We start from the raw sequence: 21,679 nt of genomic DNA, 5'->3' as shown, positions 1-21,679 counted from the left end.
ATTCTCGGGGCTTTTCTTTGCTTACGGAAAGCGTGCCGCCACGTGCTCCATATGGACCTGCTCCTGCTCGACCTCGTCATCGTCCTCGCGGCGGCCCGGCTGTTCGGAGCGCTGGCCAGGCGACTCGGCCAGCCGCCGGTCATCGGCGAGATCGTGGCGGGCATCCTGCTCGGCCCCACCCTGCTGGGCCCCCTGATCGGCGACGAGCTGTTCGGCCCCGAGATGCGGCCCCCGCTGCAGGCTCTGGCCAACGTCGGCCTCGTGCTGTTCATGTTCGTCGTCGGCCTGGAGCTGGACCAGAAGCTGGTCAGGGGCAAGGGCCGGATCGCGGTGACCGTGGCGCTCGGCTCGACGGTGGTGCCGTTCGTCCTGGGGTGCGTGCTCGCGCTGGCCATCGCGGGCGAGCACGTGGGCGGCGACAGGACCCTGCCGTTCGTGCTGTTCATGGGCGCGGCGATGGCCGCCACCGCGTTCCCGGTGCTGGCCAGGATCCTCACCGACCGGGGGATGCAGCGCATCACCCTCGGCGGCCTCGCCCTGGCCTCGGCCGCCGTCATCGACGTGCTCGCCTGGACCGTCCTGGCGGTGGTGGTGGGCATCGCCGGGGCGGGAGAGGCCGAGGGGCAGTGGAAGGTCCTGCTCGCCCTGCCGTACGCGCTGGTGATGTTCCTGGTGGTCAAGCCGCTGCTGGCCCGCCTGGTGCCCGCGTACGAGAGGGCGGGGCGGCTCACGCCCGGACTGCTCTCGCTGGTGCTCATCGGCCTGATCGGGTCGGCCTGGGCCACCGAGTGGATGCACGTCCACTTCATCTTCGGGGCGTTCGTGTTCGGCACGGTGATGCCCCGCGAGGGGGCCGAGCGGCTCAACCACGAGATCCTGGAGCGGCTGGAGCAGCTCGCCGTGCTGCTGCTGTTGCCGATGTTCTTCGTGGTGGCGGGCCTCAACGTCAACCTGCGCGAGCTCGACCTGTCCAGCCTCGGCACCCTCGCCGCGATCCTCGCCGTCGCGATCGGCGGCAAGGTGCTCGGCTCCTACGCCGCCGCCCGGACGCAGCGGCTGCCCGCCCGGCAGTCCTGGACGCTGGCCGCCCTGCTCAACACGCGGGGGCTCACCGAGATCGTCATCCTCACCGTCGGCCTGCAGAAGGGCGTGCTCGACGACGAGCTGTACTCGCTGATGGTGGTCATGGCCCTGGTCACGACCGCGATGACCGGCCCGCTGGTGCGCAGGCTCTACCCCGACCGGCGGGTGGCCCGCGACATCGCCGACGCCGAGCGCGCCGCCCTCGGGGTGACCGCCGCCCACCGGGTGCTGGTGATCGTGCCGGAGCCTCCCGCCGAGCAGGCCCCGCTGGTCGGCCTGGCCACCACCCTGGCTCTGGCGAAAACCCCGTCCGAGGTGGTCCTGGGCCACCTGCGCCCCTACCCTGCGGGCCGCCTGGAGGTCGGCAGCGGCCTCTCCTCGGAACTGGCCGAGCTGGCCGAGACCCTTCAGGAGCTGGAGACGCTGGCCGCCACGGCCCGCGAGCGCGGCCCGGACAGCAGGGTGGTGAGCCGGTTCAGCGCGGACGTGGCGGGCGAGCTGCCGGGGCTGGCCTCCGGTGCCCTTCCCGACCTGCTGGTGCTGCCCGCCGGTGTCCCCGGCCACGCCGGTGTGCGCGACGGCGCCACCTGCCGCGTGGTGACCGTGGCAGGGACCGGCTCACCGTCCGAGTCGTTCCCGTCGTCCCCGTCCCCGTTCGGGCAGGCCGGGCCCGGCTCCGTGCCGGGGCCGGTGGCGGTGCACCACGGCCCGGGAGGCGACGCGGCCGCCCACGTGGCGCTCACCCTCGCGACGCTGCAGGGCCGTCCCCTGGTCCTCACCGGGGGAAACCGGGCCTCGGCACTGGCCCAGCGGCTGGTCAGGCTCGGGGTGGAGGCCACCTCTGGCCCGGTCCCGGAAGGCGCGCTGGTCGTGGCCGCCGACACCGCGAACGCCCCGGAAGGCGCCCACCTGCTGGTCCGCGCCGAGCAGGACGCCGACCCGGTCGACTGGGCCGAGGCCGTCTCCGCCCTGCGCGCACAGGTCACACCGGTCGCACCGGTCGTGCGGCCCTGACCGCCCTCCTGCCCTGGGGACACCGGGAAAGCCCGAGGAGACCGGGAGGCCCGGGAACACCGGGAAACGGCGCCCCGGGAACGGCGGCTCCCTTGGAAGAGCCCGGAGAACACGCCGGGCGGCACGGCCGTGGCCGTGCCGCCCGGAAGGCGCGAGACGTTCCCAGCCGTAGGCGCTCCCAGCGACGGGCGGTCCCAGCGGCAGGCGTCCTCAGCGGTTGCGGTGCGACTCGTAGCGCATGGTGCGCGAGACGCCGATCCGCACGGTGGTGCCGGGCAGGATCGCGACCGGCTCGTTCGGCGGGATGTCATAGAAGTTGGGGTCGCCGGGCGGCTGGATCTGGGTGCCGTTGACCGACCCCAGGTCGACCAGGTTGACATCCCAGCCGTCCAGCGCCACCCGCAGGTGACGCCGGGAGACCGAGCCGTCGGGGCTGGTGACCTTGGCCGGGCGCACCGAGCCGTCGGCCACCTCGGGAGCCCGCTCGGGGTCGCGGCCCACCAGGTAGTCGGTGTCGAGCCGCAGCGTCAGGCCGTCGTCCAGGAGCAGCACCCCCAGCGGCGGGCGCGGCCCCTTGTAGGGGACGAGGGTGCGCTGGACCAGCGCGATCCCGCAGACCGCGCAGTAGGGCACGCGAGGGTCGTTGAAGTGGTCGTTCTTGCAGTCGACCCCGTAGACCAGCGGCCGCGACTCGGGCTCGGCCGCGGGAGCGGAGGGCTCGTTCCCCGGCGGCGACCCCCCGGGCGTCAGCAGCTCGTACTCGAACGGCTGGTCGCGCACGTCGATGGGGTCCCCGCCCATCCCGCTCGCCATGGCGGTGTCGATGTCCTCGTGGTGGACGACCGCGGGGGCGGGCCCGGTGGAGGGACCGCCGGAATGGCCGCCCGGGTGGCCGGGAGAGGAGAGCGGGCCCTGTGCGGGCATCGGCTCGGAGTGCCACCCCTGCGGCTGCGGCTCGCGCCGCGGCTCCACCGGCGGGGCGACCGGGGGGTAGGGCTCGGCCGGGCCCATCGGGTAGGGCGCGGGCGGGGCGGCCTCCGGGGGCGCCGACCGCTCGGGCGGCGCGGGCATCGGGGTGGGCGCGGGGGCCGCGGGCTCCATCCGGGGCGCGGCGTGCTGGACGTTCTGCTGGGCGTGCTGCCCCTGGGGCGCGGCGGACTCCGTCCGCGGCACGGCCCGCGGGGCGGCACCCGCCTCGGCCGGGTCACACCGGACCCCGCCCGCGACGATCACCCCGGCGTCCAGCCGGGACAGCGGATGCGCGTCCCCGGCGTCGGGCAGGCGCAGCTCCACCCGGGTCACCGGGCCGGGGACCAACCGGTCGGACCAGGTGAGCGCGTCACGGCCGGCGAGCTGGATCTCACCGTTCGCGCCGGTCACCGACGCGAACGCCGGACCGCTGACCAGGACGGCCACTCCCCCGCTGACGGGACCGGCGACGGCGCACGCCACCGGCTCGCCCATCATGACGGCGAGGATCTGGGCGACCCGGCGGGCCAGCGCCCGGCCGTCGCCGCCGGAGGCCGCGGTCTCCCGCAGCGCCCCCAGCAGATCCTCGACGACGGCCTCGGCCGCGTCGCACACCAGCAGCAGGCCACCCTCGTGGGCCACCAGCCCGTTGCCCGGAAGCGGACGCACCACCCCGAAGCCCTGGTCGGTCACAGAACTCTCCCTCCCCGGAAACGCCACCGGATGAACGGCACCCTCATGGGGCCGTTCGTCACCAACCAGATGCATACCCAGACGACGGTGAAGTGCGTCCAGAAGGCGGCAGGCGGGACCGGATCGATGAAATCAACTGCACCGGACCGTAGCAAAAAGTACAGCACAAGACCTTCGGGCACGAGCGTCAGCAAGCCGAAGAGGGTCGGCCAGTCCTTCTCCCATCTGAACTGCATCAGGAAGTGGTATATCAGCTCCCAGACGACCCCCAGCACGGCTACCGCCGCGATGACGAGGAGGCCGTTGACGTAGCGGCCGGAGAGCGACCCGGAACCGGGAAGCAGCGGAACGATCAGCAGAGTGATGACCACGCCGACGGTGGCGAGCATGAACAGGCGCGTCTGAATACGGCCCAGCAGGGTCGGAACCACGGGAATTGCTCCTTACACCGGCGAGTTGCGGACCCATTTGAACCACTGCGAGGTCGACCGCAGCGGCCCCATCCTCTTGACGAATCCCCGCCTCGCCAGGTCGTCGGCTATCTCCTGGGCCGCGATCTGCAGGCCGAGGAAGGTGTCGACGCCGGGGAAGTAGCCGCCGAGCGTGGCCGACCCCGAGGCGTAGAGGGCGCCGTCACCGCTGGCCGTCCCCTTCACCTCGAAGTGGCGCTCCACGTCCAGCCTGCCCACCGGGTTGCGGCCCGCCCCGCCGTACCGGAGCAGGTCCGCGAAGATCCGGTGCTCGGCGATGTCGGCCTCGAGGCCCGTGCAGTCGATGATGTAGTCGGACACCGGCTCCCTGACGATGCCGTCGCCGCTGCGCACGTAGCTGACGAGCCGCCCGTCGCGGCTCTGCTCCACGCGGTCGACGGTGCCCTGCACGGCGTGGTAGTAGCCGCCGCCGCGGCCCGCCCGCATCTGCTCCTGCCAGCGCCGCCTGAAGGGGGTGTTGGTGCCGCCCATCTCCTTGTACTTCTTCGCCCGCTCGGGGCCCTCCAGCTTGCGCATCTGCGCCTTGAGCTGGCCGCCCCACACCGACTTGGGATAGTTGAAGCCCTGGTAGGCCCAGCCGTCCCCGCCCTTGCGGCGCGACCAGACGTGCGGGCCGTGCGAGCCGCTGACGAACGTGCGGAAGATGTGGATGATCTGGGTCTGCAGGTTGTACTTCTCCCGGTCGTCGAACAGCCGCTGGAGCACCCGGGAGGCGACGATGCCGCCGCCGCGGATGACCACGGTGCCCGGCCGGGTCTTCAGGAACTCGTACACCTGCTCGTGCGGCTCGTAGGCGTTGACGACGTGCTGGTAGTCACCGTGCTTGGTGCGGAACTCCTGCAGGTCGGGCAGGAACTTCAGGCCCGGGTAGCCGATCGCGACGTGCACGAAGCGCGAGCGGAAGATGATGCGCTTGGTCGGCGCCGCGCCGTCGGGCGGGGTGACCACGGTGAAGTAGCCGCCGCCCGCCCTGCGGCGGATCATCCGCACCTGGCCCTTGACCAGCATGTCCCAGTAGTCGATGCGCCTGGCCTCGCGTTCGAGGTTCTCGAAGACGGTGCCGGCGCGCGGGGTCCAGTAGTCGTTCAGGAGCGGCTCGGTGAGGATCTGCCACAGGTACGACGGCCTCTTCTCCTTCCACGCCTCTTCCAGGGCGTAGGAGGGGAATCCCCACAGGTTGTCCGGGCGGGAGGAGGAGTCGGAGCGGATCCGCTCCCCCCGGGGGATCTGCGAGCACCTGGTGAGGAACTCGTAGGTCTGCCACGGGTGGTCGATGTTGGACACCACCCGCATCTGCGAGGTGGGAACGCCGTAGATCCTCAGATAGTCGAGCGTCACGAAGGACCCCATGCCGCCGCCGACCGTGAGGAAGGGGATGTCGTACATGGGGATGCCCGCGGCCGCGACCATCTGGTCGGTCCATTCGGGAGCGCCGAGGAGATCCGGCGTCAGATCGCCGGCCGGAGCCGGTGTTCGGGGGGGTGCCAATTGACGTCCCTTAAGCTACTTGGCCGGCCCGTTCGCCGGCCAAAACACTGATCCTGGTATGTGCCGAAAACGAGGGGACGAACACATGATCCTCTCCTGCCGTCCCCGTCATCGGCGAGTATCCAGTGAGACGCCTGTGAACCACATGTGGTTCGCTTAAACCCCGCTGAATACGCGGTTCACGTCCGAGGTCGCGAGCACGCCGAAGATCTCGCCGCCGCGCTCCACCAGGAGATACTCCCCCGCCGGGGCCTCGCGCATGGCGTCGATCAGCGGCTCCCCCTCCAGGTCGGCGGCGAGCACCAGCGACGGCTCCAGGCTGCGCGCCAGCGAACCCGCCGTCACCCAGGGGCGGCGGCTCTCCGGGGTGGCCTCCACCGCGACCTCGTTGACGATGCCCGTGGGGTGGCCCTCGTGGTCGACCACCACCATCGCCCCCGCCCGCGCCTCCGCGGCCCGGCGCAGGGCCTCGGCCAGCGGCACGTCGCCGGTCACCGCGATGGCCCGCCTGGCCAGGGCGCGGGCGTTGACCTCGGGGATGCGGGCCCGCACGCGGGCGCCGCGCAGCGCCTGGGTGGCGCCGAACCAGATGAAGGCGGCCAGCAGCATCGACCAGACGAGCATCAGGCCCGGCTCCTGCCCGGTCACCAGCGCCGACCAGACGGTGCCCACCACCAGGACGACGGCCAGCACCCGGCCCGCCCAGGCCGCCGCGATCGTGCCGGAGACCGGCTTACGGGTGATCTTCCAGACGCCCGCCCGCAGCATGCGCCCGCCGTCGAGCGGCAGTCCCGGCAGCAGGTTGAAGACCCCGACCAGCAGGTTGGCGAGCCAGAGCTGGAAGACCAGGACGCCGGCGATCGTGTCGGGGTCGATGACGTAGGAGGCGGCGAAGCCGAGCGCGGCCAGCCCGAGCGAGAGCAGCGGCCCGGCGAAGGCCACCATGAACTCCCTGCCGGGGGTCTCCGGCTCGCGTTCGATCTCCGAGACGCCGCCGAGCAGGTAGAGCGTGATGCGCCGTACCGGCAGGCCGTACATCCTGGCCACCACGCAGTGCGCCAGCTCGTGCAGCAGCACCGAGACGTACAGCAGCACCGCGAAGACGAACGCGACGACGTACGTGAGCGGGGTGCTCAGGTCGGGCAGCCGGTAGGCCACCACGCTCTGGAACGAGTAGGTGATGAAGGCCGCCACGATGAACCAGGTCGGCGAGACGTAGATCGGAATGCCGAACGGGCGGCCCATCCGCAGCCCCGGATTGTCCTGGCGTGGGCTGTCGCTGCTCACCGCTGGCTCACCATTCCTCGTCCCCTCCACCCTCAGGCCTCGATGGTACGCGCCATCGGGCCCCCGGAAGACGCCACGAGGCCGCCTCGGGCACAAACTGTCGTCACCGTGACCTACAGTGCGGTCATGTCGCTGACCGAGCCCACGATCGTCGGAGCCCTCTCGCCGTCGCGCGCGGGTGACTTCATGACGTGCCCGCTGCTCTACCGTTTCCGGGTGATCGACCGGCTTCCCGAGCCGCCGTCGCCCGCCGCGGTGCGCGGCACCATGGTCCACTCGGTGCTGGAGCGCCTGTACGACCTGCCCGCCCCGCAGCGCACGGTCTCCGCGGCCCAGGACCTGCTGGAGCCGCAGTGGCGCAGGCTCCAGGAGGAGGATCCGTCGTACGCCGGCATGTTCACCGGCGACGACGACCGCGCCGAGTGGCTGGCCCAGGCCCGTGCCATGCTGGAGCGTTACTTCACCCTTGAGGACCCCACCTGCCTGGAGCCCGCCGAGCGGGAGCTCTACGTGGAGGCGGTGCTCGGCAGCGGCCTGATGCTGCGGGGCTACATCGACCGGCTGGACGTGGCGCCCACCGGCGAGGTCCGCGTCGTCGACTACAAGACCGGCAGCGCCCCGGGGCCCGCCTTCGAGGCCAAGGCGCTGTTCCAGATGAAGTTCTACGCGCTGGTCCTGTGGCGGTTGCGCGGCTCGGTGCCCCGCATGCTCCAGCTGATGTATCTCGGCGGCGGCGGCGAGGTCCTGCGCTACGTCCCCGACGAGGCCGACCTGCTGGCCACCGAGCGCAAGGTCCAGGCCCTGTGGCAGGCCATCGAGCGGGCCCTGGAGACGGGCGAGTGGCGCTCTCGGCCCAGCAGGCTGTGCGGCTGGTGCAGCTACCAGGACCTGTGCCCGGAGTTCGGCGGCACTCCCCCGCCCGTCCCCGAGCGGCAGCCCGGCGACACCGTCCGCAGCAACCGGCGCCCCGCCAGGACCTCGAGGGCGGCCACCGACGAGCTGTGACGTGCTCTCCTGCCCGGACTCCGGCGCGGCCTCACAGCGTTCCGCGAACCGGTCCCGGCGCGGCCTTCGGGTGCTCCACGAACCGGCCCCGGCGCGGCCTTCAGGGCGTTCCGCGGGGCGGATCCTTCGCGGGGATGAGGGCGATATCCACCTCTGGCAGGGTGGCGCCGGAGGAAGGGCGCCTAAATTGATTGTGTGCGCAACACCATCGGCAGCCTTCGGACGTGGTTCCGCGGGCACCCGCTGATTCCCGACGCGATCTTCGGTGGAGCGCTGGCCGCCGCCTCGGTCCCCTTCGCCCACGCGGCCCACGTCCTCGGCGACCCCGACCGCCTCAGGACGCCCGACGCGATGGGCCTCGGCCTGATCGTGGCGGGCTGCCTGTCGGTGGCGCTGCGCCGCCACCGGCCGTTCCTGGTGCTCTTCCTGGTCTGCGTGGCCGAGGTCACGCTGGCCTCCACGGGACGCGACCCCTCCCTGCTCTGGCTCGTCACCCTGGTGCTGGTCTACACGATCGCCGCCGGGCGCGGCCTGGCGCTCAGCCTGTGCGCCCCGGCGCTGGCCCTCACCGGTCACCTCCTGTCGTCGGCGGCGGGCGGCGGGTTCACCGGGCTCGGCGGGTGGAGTGGTCACCTACTGATGGCCGTGTTCACCGCCTCCCTGTGGATCGCCGGCCGGAGCGTGCGGTTGCGCCGCGCCTACCAGGCGGAGCTGCGCGACCGGGCACGGCGCATGGAACGCGCCCGGGAGGCCGACACCCGGGCGGCCAGGGCCGAGGAGCGTTCCCGCATCGCCCGTGAGCTGCACGACGTGGTCGCCCACCACGTGAGCGTGATGACCGTGCAGGCCGCGGCGGCGCGGCGGGTGCTGGCCAGCAACCCCGACGGGGCGAGGGAGGCCCTGTCGGCGATCGAGAAGCTCGGCCGGACCGCGATGTCGGAGATGCGCAGCATGGTGGGCGTGCTCAGGACCGACGGGACACCCGCCGAGCGCAACCCGCAGCCGGGGGTGCGCGAGATCCCGGCCCTGGTCGACCAGATGCGCGAGGCGGGGTTGCGGACGCAGCTGAGGATCGACGACGAGCGGGACACCCCAGGCGCGACAGGAACGTCAGGGCCGGACGGAACGGGGGAAACGGAGGGAACGGGGAGAAAACTGCCCCCCGGTGTCGACCTGGCCGCGTACAGACTGGTCCAGGAGGCCCTGACCAACAGCCTGCGGCACGCGGGGCCGCAGGCGCGGGCCTGGGTGACGGTACGGCACGAGCCGGGCGAGCTGGCCGTCCAGGTCGAGGACGACGGCCTCGGCCCGGCGGCGCGCGACGCGGACGAGGAGGTGACCGGGCACGGATTGGCGGGCATCCGGGAACGTGTCGCCCTCTATGGTGGACTTCTGAGGATCGGCCCGCGCGACGGGGGCGGATTCGAGGTCAATGCCCGGTTCCCCCTCAAGGACACGTGATGACGATCAGAGTGCTGCTGGTGGACGACCAGCCGCTGCTGCGCACGGGCTTCCGCCTGATCCTGGAGGCCGAGCCCGATCTCACGGTGGTCGGCGAGGCGGGGGACGGCAAGGCCGCGCAGGACCAGTCGCGGGCGCTGCTGCCCGACGTGGTGCTGATGGACATCCGGATGCCGGGGGTGGACGGCATCGAGGCGACCCGCAGGATCGTGCGGGAGGCCACCGTGGGCGCGCACGTGCCGCGGGTGCTGGTGCTGACGACCTTCGACCTCGACGAGTACATCGTGGAGGCGCTGCGCGCCGGGGCGAGCGGGTTCCTGCTGAAGGACGTGCCGCCCGAGGAACTGGTGCAGGCCATCCGGGTGGTGGCGGCGGGCGACGCCATCGTCGCGCCGAGCGTCACCAGGCGGCTGCTGGACAAGTTCGGCGCGCACCTGCCCTCGGCGCACCAGCAGTCGACCCCCGCGCGCCTGGACCGGCTGACCGAGCGCGAGCTGGAGGTGCTCCGGCTGATCGCCAAGGGCATGTCCAACGCGGAGATCGCCGCCCAGCTGGTGGTGAGCGAGACGACGGTCAAGACCCACGTCGGCAACGTGCTCACCAAGCTGGGCCTGCGCGACCGCGTCCAGGCCGTCGTCCTCGCGTACGAGACCGGCCTGATCACGCCGGGCGCGCTGCCCTGACCCCCCGGTGACCCCCCGAACGCGACCCGCCCGCACGGAGACTCCGTACGGGCGGGGTGCGGCGAGTGGTCAGCCGGAGACGAGCTGCGGGGACGCCTGCTCGGTGGGGGCGTTCTCCGGGAAGTGGCAGGCGACCTGGTGACCTGGGGCCAGCGTCGCCAGCGGCGGCTCCACCGTCTTGCAGATCTCCTGGGCCTTCCAGCACCGGGTGTGGAACCGGCAGGCGGGCGGCGGGTTGAGCGGGCTGGGCACGTCGCCCTGGAGGCGGATGCGCTCGCGGTCCTTGCGCCGGGCCGGGTCGGGGACGGGCACCGCGGACATCAGCGCGGTGGTGTACGGGTGCATGGGCGACTCGTACAGGTCCTTGCGGTCGGCCAGCTCGACGATCTTGCCGAGATACATGACCGCGACCCGGTCGCTGATGTGCCGGACCACCGACAGGTCGTGCGCGATGACCACATAGGTCAGGTCGAGCTCGTCCTGGAGGTCCTCCAGGAGGTTGACCACCTGGGCCTGGATCGACACGTCCAGCGCGGAGACCGGCTCGTCGGCGATGATGAGCTTGGGCTTGAGGGCGAGCGTGCGGGCGATGCCGATGCGCTGGCGCTGGCCGCCGGAGAACTCGTGCGGGTAGCGGTTGTAGTGCTCGGGGTTGAGCCCGACCAGCTCCAGGATCTCCTGGACCGCCTTCTTGGTGCCCTGCTCGGTCTGGATCCCCTGGATGCGGAACGGCGCGCCGACGATGGCGCCGACCGTGTGGCGGGGGTTGAGCGAGGAGTAGGGATCCTGGAAGATGATCTGCACGTCGCGCCGGAGGGGCCGGATCTTGGACTGCGACATGTGAGTGATGTCGTGTCCCTCGAAGACGATCTTCCCGCCGGTCGGCTCGATGAGCCTGGTGATCATGCGCCCCGTCGTGGTCTTGCCACAGCCGGACTCGCCCACCAGGCCAAGGGTCTCACCCTTGCGGACGTCGAAGCTGATCCCGTCGACCGCTTTGACCGCACCGACCTGGCGTTTGAACAGACCCTTGGTTACCGGGAAGTGCTTCTCCAGCCCTTGCACTGACAGAATTGGCTCGGTCACAGACTTTCCGTTCGTCGAACGCGCGGCCGGGGCAACGGGCTTGTCGGCTCGCTCGCTCACGAGGACCCCAGGTTCGCTTTGATCTCGTTCTCCCAGATGTCCCGCCTGACCTCACGGGGCAGGTGACACCGGACCATATGACCGCCGTCGCTCTCGAGCAGCTCGGGCACCTCGGTGTACGCCCTTCCGCCGGTACGGTCAGCGTAGTCGCAGCGCGGGTTGAAGGCGCACCCGGCGGGCACGTTGATCAGGGAGGGAGGACTGCCCTTGATCGGCAGCAGCCGTTCGGTCCGCTCCCGATCCAGGCGTGGCATCGATCCCAGCAGGCCCCAGGTGTAGGGGTGCTCCGGCCGGTCGAAGATGCTTTCCGTCGTGCCGTACTCGATGCCCTTCCCGCCGTACATCACCAGGATGTCGTCCGACAGCTCCGCGACGACACCCAGGTCGTGGGTGATGACGATCAGCGCGGCGTTGAAGTCACGCTGCAGGTCGCGCATCAGGTCCAGGATCTGCGCCTGTACCGTGACGTCGAGAGCCGTGGTCGGCTCGTCCGCGATCAGCAGCTCCGGGTCGCAGGAGAGCGCCATGGCGATCATCGCGCGCTGGCGCATACCGCCGGAGAACTCGTGCGGGTAGCTGTCGACGCGCCTGTCCGGCTGTGGGATGCCCACCCGGCCCAGCATGTCGATGGCGTGCTTGCGCGCGACCTTCTTACTGACCTGGTTGTGGATCCGGTACGCCTCCACGATCTGCGCGCCCACCGTGTAGAAGGGGTGCATCGCCGAGAGCGGATCCTGGAAGATCATCGCCATCTTCTTGCCGCGCAACGTCCGGACGTGGTCGGCCGAGGCGGCGACGAGTTCCTCGCCGTCCAGCCAGATCTCACCGGAGATCCTCGCCCGGCCACCCTTGTGCAGTCCGAGGATGCCCAGCGAGGTGACGCTCTTGCCGGATCCGGACTCTCCCACGATACCGAGCGTCTTGCCGCGCTCCAGCTGGAAGGAGAGCCCGTCGACGGACTTGACCAGGCCGTCGTCCGTCGGGAAGTGGATCCGCAGATCCCTCAGTTCGAGAAAGCTCGACGGAGCGCTCATCCCAGCCTCACCCTCGGGTCGACCACCGCGTACAGCAGGTCGACGATCAGACTGGCCAGCACGACGAAGAGCGCCGCGACCATGGTGACACCCATGATCTTCGGAAGGTCGTTCGTCACGATGGCCTGGACGGCATAGTCGCCGATGCCCTTCAACGAGAACGTGCTCTCGGTGAGTACCGCGCCACCGAGCAGCAGGCCCAGGTCCAGACCGAAGATCGTCAGGATGGGGGTCAGCGCGGCGCGCAGCCCGTGCTTGACGACCACCCTGGACTCGTGCATGCCCTTGGCCCTGGCCGTGCGGATGTAGTCCTCGCCCATGGTCTCCAGCATTCCCGCCCTGGTCAGCCGCGCGTAGGACGCGGCATAGAGGAATGCGAGGGTGATCCATGGCAGGAGGAGGTTGTAGGCCCATTGCGCTGGATTCTCCAGGAACGGCGTGAAACTGCCGCCCGGCGCGGTGATACCCAGCCCGTAGCTGAAGACGACGAGGGAGACGATGCCGGTGAAGAAGATCGGCAGAGAGACTCCGGCGAGCGCGATGCTCATCGCGGCCCGGTCGAAGAACGTGCCTTTTCGCAGCGCGGACAGCACGCCCGTCGCGACGCCGCCGATCAGCCAGATGACCGACGCGCCCAGGGCGAGCGAGAGGGTCACCGGGATGCGTTCCACCAGGTCGGGCCAGACCGGCTGCCTCCTGATGAAGGAGTAGCCGAAACAGGGGGCGGGGCACTCCTCGATGGCGGCGCCGGTGTCGTACGTCGAGCCGACGAAGACACCGGAGATCCAGCGGCCGTACTGCACGGGAATCGGGTCGTTGAACCCGAGTTTCTCCGCCGTGACCGCGATCATCTCCGTGTTGGCCGCTCTGCCCATGTAACGGCTGGCGAAGTCCTCAGCTGTGGCCCCCGCGACACGGGGAATCACAAAGAAGATCGAGAACGTGACCATGCTCACGATGACGAGCATGAGCAGTGCGCCGATCAAACGGCGGATGATGTAAGTGACCACAGTCCCCCCGGCTCCAGGGGCCGGCCTCGCGGGCCGGCCCCTTCAAGCCTCGACTAACCGAACTCGACTAACTGAACAGGATTTCCGACGGTTACTGGACACCGATGTTCAGGTAGTCGTACATGTCGAACGCACCCGTGACGAAGACGTTCGTCGCGCCGATGGGACGGACCATGACGCCCTTGGACCAGACCGCGGGAAGCACGTAGGCCTGCTCCATGACCCGCTGGTCGATCTCGCCCCAGAGCGCGTCACGCTTGGCGACGTCGGCCTCGGTGAAGACCTGGTCGATCTTCGCGTCGATTTCCTTGTCCTTGACGCTGAGGTTGTAGTTACCGCCCGACTCACGGATGGTGCGGCTGTCGACGATCTGCGACATGAAGCCGAAGCCGTCGTTCCAGTCGGCGCCCCAGCCGTTGGTGGCCAGGCCGATGCCGTTCTTCTTCACGAAGTCCGGCTTGCCGGCGTAGAGCGAGAAGTAGTCACCAGTGGGGTAACCCTTGAGGGTCAGCTTGATGTTGACCTTGGCCAGCGCCTGCTGGAGCGACTCGGCGGTCGCCTTCTCCTTGGGACGGTCGGCGCGGTAGGCCATGATGGTTTCGAAACCGTCAGGCTTGCCACACGCGGTCAGCGCGGCCTTGGCCTTCTCCACGTCGCCGGTGCCGGTCGGGTAGAGGTCGAGCTTCTTCCAGCCCCCGATCGACGGCGGCATCAGGCCGGTCGCGATCTCACCGCCGGCGAACTCGCCGCCGTAGGCGTTCTGCAGGCCCACCCGGTCGGCGCCGAAGATGATCGCCTTGCGGCACTCCACGTTGTCCAGCGGGGCCACGTCGGGGATGATCGAGGTGTACCAGGTGCGGGCGCCGGTGGGGTTGTCCGCCCGGGCCTTCAGCGCCGGGTCGCCCAGCACGCGGCCGAGCGCGGCGGGCTGGACGCCCGAGCCGGCGAGGTCGATGTGCAGGTCGCCGGAGATGACCCGGTTGTCCAGGTCGTCGGCGTTGACGCCGAGGGAGATCTCGTAGCTGTCGGGCAGCGCCTTGCGGATCGGGTCGGTCGCCGGGTCCCAGTTCTCGTTGCGGACCAGGGTGTACAGCTTGCCGGGCTCGACCTTGTCGAACTTGTAGGGGCCGGAGGCCATCACGTGCTCGCGGTACTTGACGCCGGTGTCCTTGGCCTGGGGGACCGGGATCGTGCCGGGCAGGGCCGCGAAGTTGTCGAAGCCCGCGTAGGCCTTCTTCAGGTGGAAGACGATCGTCTGGTCGTCCGGCGTCTCGATCGCGGAGTCGGTGTTGACGTCCGGGGTCTTGTAGACGGTCTTGAAGTCCTTCGGCAGGTCCAGCCAGTCGTTGAAGTACGTCGGGCCGTTGACGAAGGTCTCCTTGTCCATGGACCGCAGGACCGCGTACTTGACGTCCTTGGACGTGATCGGCGTACCGTCCTCGAACTTCACACCGGCGCGAAGCTTGTAGGTCCAGGTCTTGCCGTCGTCGCTCGGCACGCCCAGGCTCTCGGCCAGGTCGGGGGAGAGCTTGCGGCCCTCGGCGCCGGGGGCCGGGGTGTAGGTCACCAGCGAACGGCCGTAGATCCGAACGAGGTTCCAGGAGAGCGCGTAGTAGGTGTCACCGGGGTCCACCGAGTCCCAGTCCTCGGAGATGGCCATCTTCAGGACGCCACCCTTCTTGTCAGAAGGGTTGAACACCTTGTCGAGGCCGGCGTTGAACGCGTCCGCGGCCGCCGGCGCGGCCGACGAACCATCGGCCGGCTTCGTCTCGCCGCCGCCACCGCCACAGGCGGAGAGCCCCAGGGAGAGAGCGGCACCCGCGGCCGCGAAGGCCAGCGCGGATCTCTTGTTCATTTACTTGCACCCCTTGTTAATCCGGGAGAACGGGAGGTTGAGGGTCAACGGGACGCCTTCGGGTCGAGGGCGTCGCGCAGCCCGTCACCGAAGAGGTTGAAAGCCAGCACCGTAATGAAGATCGCCATACCGGGGAAGAACATGAAATGCGGCACGTTGTAGTACTTCACCGCCTGCGAGAGCATGCCTCCCCAGGTCGCCGTGGGCGCCTGGATACCGACTCCCAGGAACGAGAGCGCGGCTTCGAACAGGACATTCGTGGGGATGAGCAGCGTCGCGTAGATGAGGATCGGCGCGATCAGGTTCGGCAGGATCTCCCGGAACAGGATGTACGGTCCGCGGGCGCCCAGGCTACGGGCGGCGTCGACGAACTCGCGTTCCCGCAGCGACAGCGTCTGGCCCCTGATGATCCTGCCGATGTAGGGCCAGTTGAAGAAGCCGATCACGAAGATCAGCAGACCGATGCGCAGTGTGTCGCCCTGCACCCCGAGGCTCTGCTCGAACTGGCCGAGGACACCGACCAGGGCCATGGCGAAGACGAGGAGGGGGAAGGCGAGGAAGACGTCCATCGTGCGGCTGATCAGGGTGTCGACCCAGCCACCGAAGTAACCGGCCATCACTCCCATGACGGTGCCGATGACCACCGAGAGCACGGTGGCGAGGACCGCGATCAGCAGCGAGATCCGTGCTCCGTAGACCACCCTGCTGAAAAGGTCGCGGCCGTTGAGCGGCTCCACCCCGAACAGGAAATCCCCGCTGATGCCCGTGCCGCCCTGGGGCGCCATGGTGGAGGGATCGATCATCTCCTGGTGGAACTCGTTCGGCGGATGACCGAACACGCCCACGATCAGCGGAGCGAAGATCGCCGTGAGGATCAGCAGGACGACCACGCCGGCACCGGTGAGCGCGACCTTGTCGCGCTTCAGATGCATCCACGCGATCTGCCCGAGCGATCGGCCTTGGATGGCTTTCACGCCCGCTCCCGCGAGCACTGCCTCCGGCGAGACCTCGGTGGTCTTACCGGGGGCGTCGAGCGGTGCGGTCATACAGTTGGCCCCCTGGATCCCAGACGACGTCGTCCGTTAACGCGTCCCCCAGGTCGGGGTAGCGCGCCGTTAGTCTACGGGCCGTTATTAGTGGTCCCGTGCGCAGAATCTATGGGCTGAACTGCGCTGACCAGTCCCCTGAGGCGCTATGTGGCTCAACTGTGATTCACGTGAAATTCATTCGTTTTGATCTTGAAGGTAATGTCCGGAAGCCGTTCCGCTTCTGTCTCGGATTCGTGACATGGAAACGAGGCCGTGACGCAGCGTCACCCGATTCCCCGGCGCTTCAGAATGTCCTCGATATCGGAGAAGTCGTCGTCGGCCGCCGGCTTCGCCGCGGGCTTGGACCCGGCGGCCCTGGAAACGGGCGGGGGCGCGGGTGTGCGCTTGGGCAGCGGCTGCGTGACGGCCGTCGCGCCCGGTGCCGCCGGTGCCCCCGGTGTCACGGCCCCGCGCCGCCCCGAGGCGGCCGGGGCGCTCGCGACGGGCGCCGGGGAGGCCCCGGACCCCGAGGACCCCGAGGACGCTGCGGCCCTGAGGCGGCGGCCGCGCAGGAAGCCGGAGACCAGGAAGAGCAGCGCGGAGAGCCCGGCCACCCCCACCCCGGCCCACACCACGGGATTGAACACCAGGCCGGTGACGAACCCGCCGATCGCCGTGCCGATCTGCCACAGCGTCGGCAGCGCGCCGGTCAGGTAGGCGGCGACGGGCAGCAGCGACCAGGCCGCGGCACGCAACCCCGCCGCGGCCCCCCGGCGCCGCATCAGCAGGAAACTCAGCACCAGCCCCACGCCGGTGACCCCGGCGCAGAGCGGCAACCACGCGATCTGTTCGAACGACATAGCGGACCGCCCCTCGTATCGGCTTACCCGATCTCCATCCTGGCACGTGGAACCGGGACGGGCCCTCCTTCCTGAGGAGGGATCACCCCTTAGGGGATACGGGGCGGTTCGCGCGAAAGATCAGGGGCGATCCCCGACCTCGGAGGGCTCGCCGAAGGACAGCGAACGCAGGATCGCCACGTCGACCTCCAGCAGCGAGTCGACGACGAGGCGGCCGGGCGCGGCGGGAATCGGCAGCACGCTCGGCACCGCCACCACCCGGCAGCCCGCGGCGGTGGCCGACGTCACCCCATTCGGGGAATCCTCCAGGGCGACGCAGCGGGCCGGATCGACCCCCAGCAGCCGGGCGGCCGTCAGGTAGGGCTCGGGGTGGGGCTTGGTCCTGGTGACGTGGTCACCGGTGACCACGTGGTCGAAGTTGTGGTCGCCGATGCTCCGCAGGCACGCCTCGGCGATCGGCCGGACCGACGAGGTGACCAGGGAGGTGGCCAGGCCGTGCCCGCGTACCTCCGCCAGCAGCTCGGCGGCGCCGGGCATCATCTCCACCCCGCCCGCGAGCCTGGCGGTCATGCCCTCCAGCATCCAGGTCTCCACCTCGGCGGGGGTGGCGCCCCCGCCGGAGATCCTGAGCATGTAGGCCACGGTGGCCGGCATGGAGCCGCCCACCAGATTCTCCTGGTGGGCCTCCCCCCACTCGCCGCCGAGCCGTTCCATCACCTCGGTCTCGACCTGAAACCAGATCTTCTCGCTGTCGACGAGAAGCCCGTCCATGTCGAAGAGAACCGCTTCCATCCCCGTGAACCCCCTGCCGATCACACGCCGGTCATACGTTGAAGTAGTTGGCCTCAGGGTGATGGACGATCAGTGCGGACGTCGACTGCTCGGGGTGGAGCTGGAACTCCTCCGACAGCTCGACGCCGATCCTGGCCGGATCGAGCAGCTCCATCAGTTGCACCTGGTCCTCCAGGTTGGGGCAGGCAGGGTATCCGAAGGAGTAGCGGCAGCCGGCGACGTTGACCTTGAGCATGTCCTCCAGGGACTCGTCGCCGCCGATGCCGAGCTCGGAGCGCACGCGCGCGTGCCAGTACTCGGCTAGGGCCTCGGTCAGCTGCACCGACAGGCCGTGCAGCTCCAGGTAGTCGCGGTAGGCGTCCTTGGCGAACAGCTCGGCCGCGGCCTCGGAGACCCGGTTGCCCATCGTCGCGACCTGGAAGGCGACGACGTCGACCTCGCCGGAGTCCTTGGAGCGGAAGAAGTCGGACAGGCACAGGTGCCGGTCGCGCCGCTGGCGCGGGAAGGTGAAGCGGGTGCGCTCGTTGCCGCCCTCGTCCAGGATGATCAACGAGTCGCCGTCGCTGACGCACGGGAAGTAGCCGTAGACGACCGCCGCCTCCAGCAGCCCGTCGGTCTGCATCCGCTCCAGCCACATCCGCAGGCGCGGGCGGCCCTCGGTCTCGACCAGCTCCTCGTACGAGGGCCCGTCGCCGCCGCGCGCGGCCTTGAGGCCCCACTGGCCCATGAACGTCGCCCGCTCGTCCAGGAACGCGGCGTACTCGGCGAGCGGCACGCCCTTGATGACGCGCTCGCCGAGGAAGGGCGCCGCCGGCACCGGGTTTCCGGTGGCCACGTCGGAGCGGGCGGGCAGCTCCTCCACCGGGGTTCTGACCAGCGTGGCGCCGCCCTTGACCCGGCGCTCGCGCAGCGGCGGCAGGCTCGCGCCCTTCTCCCCGCGCTTGACCGCCATGAAGGCGTCCATCAGGCGCAGTCCCTCGAAGGCGTCGCGGGCGTAGCGGACCTGGCCCTGGAAGAGCTCCGCGAGGTCCTGCTCGACGTAGGCGCGGGTCAGCGCCGCCCCGCCGAGCAGCACGGGGAACTTCTCGGAGATGCCCCGGGAGTTCATCTCCTCCAGGTTCTCCTTCATGATGACCGTGGACTTCACCAGCAGCCCGGACATGCCGATGACGTCGGCCTTCTTCTCCTCGGCGGCCTCCAGGATGACCGACACCGGCTGCTTGATGCCGAGGTTGACGACCTCGTAGCCGTTGTTGGAGAGGATGATGTCGACCAGGTTCTTGCCGATGTCGTGCACGTCGCCCTTGACGGTGGCGAGCACGATACGGCCCTTGATCTCGCCCTCGACCCGCTCCATGTGCGGCTCCAGGTAGGCGACCGAGGTCTTCATCACCTCGGCCGACTGGAGCACGAACGGCAGCTGCATCTGGCCGGAGCCGAACAGCTCGCCGACGGTCTTCATGCCGTCCAGCAGCACGTCGTTGACGATCTCCAGGGCGGGGCGCCGGGCGAGGCCCTCGTCGAGGTCGGCCTCCAGGCCCTTGCGCTCGCCGTCGACGATGCGGCGCTTGAGCCGCTCCCACAGCGGCAGCGCGGCGAGCTCCTCGGCCTTGCTCTCCTTGAGGGCGGCGGTGTCGACGCCCTCGAACAGCTCCATGAACCGCTGCAGCGGGTCGTAGCCCTCCCTGCGCCGGTCGTAGATCATGTCCAGGGCGACCTCGCGCTGCTCCTCGGGGATGCGCGCCATCGGCAGGATCTTGGAGGCGTGCACGATCGCCGCGTCGAGGCCGGCGTTGACGCACTCGTTGAGGAAGACCGAGTTGAGCACGACGCGGGCAGCCGGGTTGAGGCCGAACGACACGTTCGACAGACCCAGGACCGTCTGCACGCCGGGGTGGAGCCGCTTGATCTCCTTGATCGCCTCGATCGTCTCCAGCGCGTCGCGCCGGGTCTCCTCCTGGCCGGTGGCGATGGGGAAGGTGAGCATGTCGATGAGGATGTCCTCGATGTTCATGCCCCAGTTGCCCGTCAGGTCCTCGATGAGGCGGACCGCGATCCGGACCTTCAGGTCGGCGGTGCGGGCCTGGCCCTGCTCGTCGATGGTGAGGGCGACCACGGCGGCGCCGTACTCGCGGACCAGGGTCATGTTCCGGTGGAAGCGCGTCTCGGGGCCGTCGCCCTCCTCGTAGTTGACCGAGTTGACGACCGCGCGCCCGCCGAGCATCTGCAGCCCGGCCTCGAGGACGGCGGGCTCGGTGGAGTCGAGGACCACCGGCAGCGTGGAGGCGGTGGCGAAGCGGAACGCCAGCTCCCTCATGTCGGCCACGCCGTCGCGGCCCACGTAGTCGACGCAGAGGTCGAGCATGTGCGCGCCGTCGCGGGCCTGCCCCCGCGCGATCTCCACGCACTCCTCCCAGTCCTGGGCGAGCATCGCCTCGCGGAAGACCTTGGAGCCGACGGCGTTGGTGCGCTCGCCGATGGCCAGGTACGAGATGTCCTGGCGGAAGGGGACGCTCTGGTAGAGGGAGGAGGCGCCGGCCTCGGGGCGGGGGCGGCGCGGGGCCGTCTCCCGCCCGCGCACCCGCTCGACGACCTGGCGCAGGTGCTCGGGGGTGGTGCCGCAGCAGCCGCCGACCAGGGAGAGCCCGTAGTCGCGGGTGAAGTTCTCGTGCGCCGAGGCCAGCTCCTCGGGGCTCAGCGGGTAGTAGGCGCCGTCGGAGGTCAGCACGGGCAGCCCGGCGTTGGGCATGCACGACAGGCGGACCCGGGCGTGGCGGGCCAGGTAGCGCAGGTGCTCGCTCATCTCGGCGGGGCCGGTCGCGCAGTTGAGGCCGATCACGTCGACGCCGAGCGGCTCGATCGCGGTCAGGGCCGCGCCGATCTCCGAGCCCAGCAGCATCGCGCCGTTGGTCTCGATGGTCACCTGGGCGATCACCGGCACGTCACGGCCGGAGTCGGCGATGGCCCGGCGGGCACCGATCACCGCCGCCTTGACCTGGAGCAGGTCCTGGGAGGTCTCGATGATCAGCGCGTCGGCGCCGCCGCCGATCAGGCCTGCGGCGTTGTCGTAGTAGGCGTCGCGCAGCTCGGCGTACGGCTTGTGCCCGAGGGTGGGGAGCTTGGTGCCGGGGCCGATGGAGCCGAGCACGAAGCGCGGGCGGTCGGGGGTGGACCAGGCGTCGGCGGCCTCGCGGGCGACGCGGGCACCGGCCTCGGAGTACTCGAAGACGCGCTCGGGGATGTCGTATTCGCCGAGAGCTGAAAGGTTGGCCCCGAAGGTGTTGGTCTCGACGCAGTCGACCCCGACCTCGAAATAGGCCTCGTGCACAGCGCGGACGATGTCCGGACGGGTGACGTTGAGCACTTCGTTGCAGCCCTCATGGTCCTGGAAGTCATCCATGGTGACGTCGTGGGCCTGAAGCATCGTCCCCATTGCCCCGTCGGCGACCATCACGCGCTCGGCCAGGACTTCACGGAAAGACGGAGTGCTTGTCATGGGACAAGAGTACTGGGAGCCGTCCGGGCGCCCCGTGTTCGACGGCGACCTCGGCGGTGATTGGATCTTTCGCCCGCCTGACCCGGCGATCACCCCTGTCGCCGCCCCCGCCGCCGCGCCGGAACCCTGCCCGAGCACCTCCGGAACACCGCCGGAACACCGCCGGAACACCGCAAGAGCACCGCAAGAGCACCGCCGGCGGCCGGTCGCGCCGTCCTCACCGGTACCCCCGGTACCCCCGATCCCCCCCGATCCCCCGGTCCACCGGCGGGCGCGGGGGCGGC

The 21,679-nt window shown here is 70.1% G+C and carries 16 protein-coding genes; 4 read left to right on the top strand and 12 right to left on the bottom strand.

Features of this window, described 5'->3' with window-relative positions:
• Positions 1 to 51 precede the first annotated feature (51 nt).
• Complete coding sequence (locus tag ACTOQ2_RS09030) at positions 52 to 2,097, top strand: cation:proton antiporter (RefSeq protein WP_440099373.1); 2,046 nt, start codon at positions 52 to 54, stop codon at positions 2,095 to 2,097.
• 210 nt (positions 2,098 to 2,307) lie between these two features.
• On the opposite strand, the gene ACTOQ2_RS09025 is transcribed toward ACTOQ2_RS09030, so the two are convergent.
• The 4 genes from ACTOQ2_RS09025 to ACTOQ2_RS09010 all read right to left on the bottom strand — a co-directional run bounded on the left by ACTOQ2_RS09025 (position 2,308) and on the right by ACTOQ2_RS09010 (position 6,983).
• Positions 2,308 to 3,759, bottom strand: coding sequence for an FHA domain-containing protein (locus ACTOQ2_RS09025; RefSeq protein WP_440099214.1), 1,452 nt, complete (start codon positions 3,757 to 3,759; stop codon positions 2,308 to 2,310).
• Positions 3,756 to 4,190 (bottom strand): hypothetical protein, encoded by a 435-nt coding sequence (locus ACTOQ2_RS09020; RefSeq protein WP_440066135.1) that lies wholly within the window; start codon positions 4,188 to 4,190, stop codon positions 3,756 to 3,758. The genes ACTOQ2_RS09025 and ACTOQ2_RS09020 overlap by 4 nt, the downstream gene beginning before the upstream one ends.
• Before the next feature lie 12 nt (positions 4,191 to 4,202).
• Positions 4,203 to 5,738: a hypothetical protein gene (locus ACTOQ2_RS09015; RefSeq protein ID WP_440099213.1), complete on the bottom strand. Its 1,536-nt coding sequence runs from the start codon at positions 5,736 to 5,738 to the stop codon at positions 4,203 to 4,205.
• Positions 5,739 to 5,894: 156 nt separating this feature from the next.
• On the bottom strand, positions 5,895 to 6,983 hold the full coding sequence (locus ACTOQ2_RS09010) for a site-2 protease family protein (protein WP_440099372.1): 1,089 nt from the start codon (positions 6,981 to 6,983) through the stop codon (positions 5,895 to 5,897).
• A gap of 168 nt (positions 6,984 to 7,151) precedes the next feature.
• Here ACTOQ2_RS09010 and ACTOQ2_RS09005 point away from each other — a divergent pair, with 168 nt between their 5' ends.
• From ACTOQ2_RS09005 to ACTOQ2_RS08995, 3 genes are all read left to right on the top strand, one after another.
• A complete protein-coding gene (locus ACTOQ2_RS09005; RefSeq protein ID WP_440099212.1) occupies positions 7,152 to 8,030 on the top strand; it encodes a RecB family exonuclease in 879 nt (292 codons plus the stop codon).
• A gap of 195 nt (positions 8,031 to 8,225) precedes the next feature.
• The gene (locus ACTOQ2_RS09000) at positions 8,226 to 9,491 is read left to right on the top strand and encodes a sensor histidine kinase (RefSeq protein WP_440099211.1); all 1,266 of its coding nucleotides are present in this window, start codon (positions 8,226 to 8,228) and stop codon (positions 9,489 to 9,491) included.
• The gene (locus ACTOQ2_RS08995) at positions 9,491 to 10,174 is read left to right on the top strand and encodes a response regulator (protein ID WP_440084903.1); all 684 of its coding nucleotides are present in this window, start codon (positions 9,491 to 9,493) and stop codon (positions 10,172 to 10,174) included. The genes ACTOQ2_RS09000 and ACTOQ2_RS08995 overlap by 1 nt, the downstream gene beginning before the upstream one ends.
• A 69-nt stretch (positions 10,175 to 10,243) precedes the next feature.
• Here ACTOQ2_RS08995 and ACTOQ2_RS08990 read toward each other — a convergent pair whose 3' ends face one another.
• From ACTOQ2_RS08990 to metH, 8 genes are all read right to left on the bottom strand, one after another.
• Positions 10,244 to 11,260, bottom strand: a complete 1,017-nt coding sequence (locus ACTOQ2_RS08990) for an ABC transporter ATP-binding protein (RefSeq protein ID WP_440099210.1) — start codon at positions 11,258 to 11,260, stop codon at positions 10,244 to 10,246.
• A 56-nt stretch (positions 11,261 to 11,316) separates the two neighbouring features.
• The gene (locus tag ACTOQ2_RS08985; protein ID WP_440099209.1) at positions 11,317 to 12,354 is read right to left on the bottom strand and encodes an ABC transporter ATP-binding protein; all 1,038 of its coding nucleotides are present in this window, start codon (positions 12,352 to 12,354) and stop codon (positions 11,317 to 11,319) included.
• Positions 12,351 to 13,364, bottom strand: a complete 1,014-nt coding sequence (locus ACTOQ2_RS08980) for an ABC transporter permease (RefSeq protein WP_440066130.1) — start codon at positions 13,362 to 13,364, stop codon at positions 12,351 to 12,353. The genes ACTOQ2_RS08985 and ACTOQ2_RS08980 overlap by 4 nt, the downstream gene beginning before the upstream one ends.
• Before the next feature lie 91 nt (positions 13,365 to 13,455).
• On the bottom strand, positions 13,456 to 15,219 hold the full coding sequence (locus tag ACTOQ2_RS08975; protein ID WP_440099208.1) for an ABC transporter substrate-binding protein: 1,764 nt from the start codon (positions 15,217 to 15,219) through the stop codon (positions 13,456 to 13,458).
• Positions 15,220 to 15,263: 44 nt separating this feature from the next.
• The gene (locus ACTOQ2_RS08970; protein ID WP_440066128.1) at positions 15,264 to 16,265 is read right to left on the bottom strand and encodes an ABC transporter permease; all 1,002 of its coding nucleotides are present in this window, start codon (positions 16,263 to 16,265) and stop codon (positions 15,264 to 15,266) included.
• A 266-nt stretch (positions 16,266 to 16,531) separates the two neighbouring features.
• Positions 16,532 to 17,107, bottom strand: a complete 576-nt coding sequence (locus ACTOQ2_RS08965; RefSeq protein ID WP_440099207.1) for a cellulose synthase — start codon at positions 17,105 to 17,107, stop codon at positions 16,532 to 16,534.
• Between the two features lie 120 nt (positions 17,108 to 17,227).
• The gene (locus tag ACTOQ2_RS08960; RefSeq protein ID WP_440099206.1) at positions 17,228 to 17,899 is read right to left on the bottom strand and encodes an HAD family hydrolase; all 672 of its coding nucleotides are present in this window, start codon (positions 17,897 to 17,899) and stop codon (positions 17,228 to 17,230) included.
• A gap of 31 nt (positions 17,900 to 17,930) precedes the next feature.
• Positions 17,931 to 21,395: a methionine synthase gene (gene metH / locus ACTOQ2_RS08955; RefSeq protein ID WP_440099205.1), complete on the bottom strand. Its 3,465-nt coding sequence runs from the start codon at positions 21,393 to 21,395 to the stop codon at positions 17,931 to 17,933.
• Positions 21,396 to 21,679: the final 284 nt, after the last annotated feature.

The organism is Streptosporangium sp. H16 (genome assembly GCF_051918855.1).
Lineage (GTDB): Bacteria > Actinomycetota > Actinomycetes > Streptosporangiales > Streptosporangiaceae > Streptosporangium.
This window is presented reverse-complemented; position numbering and strand designations above follow the sequence as displayed.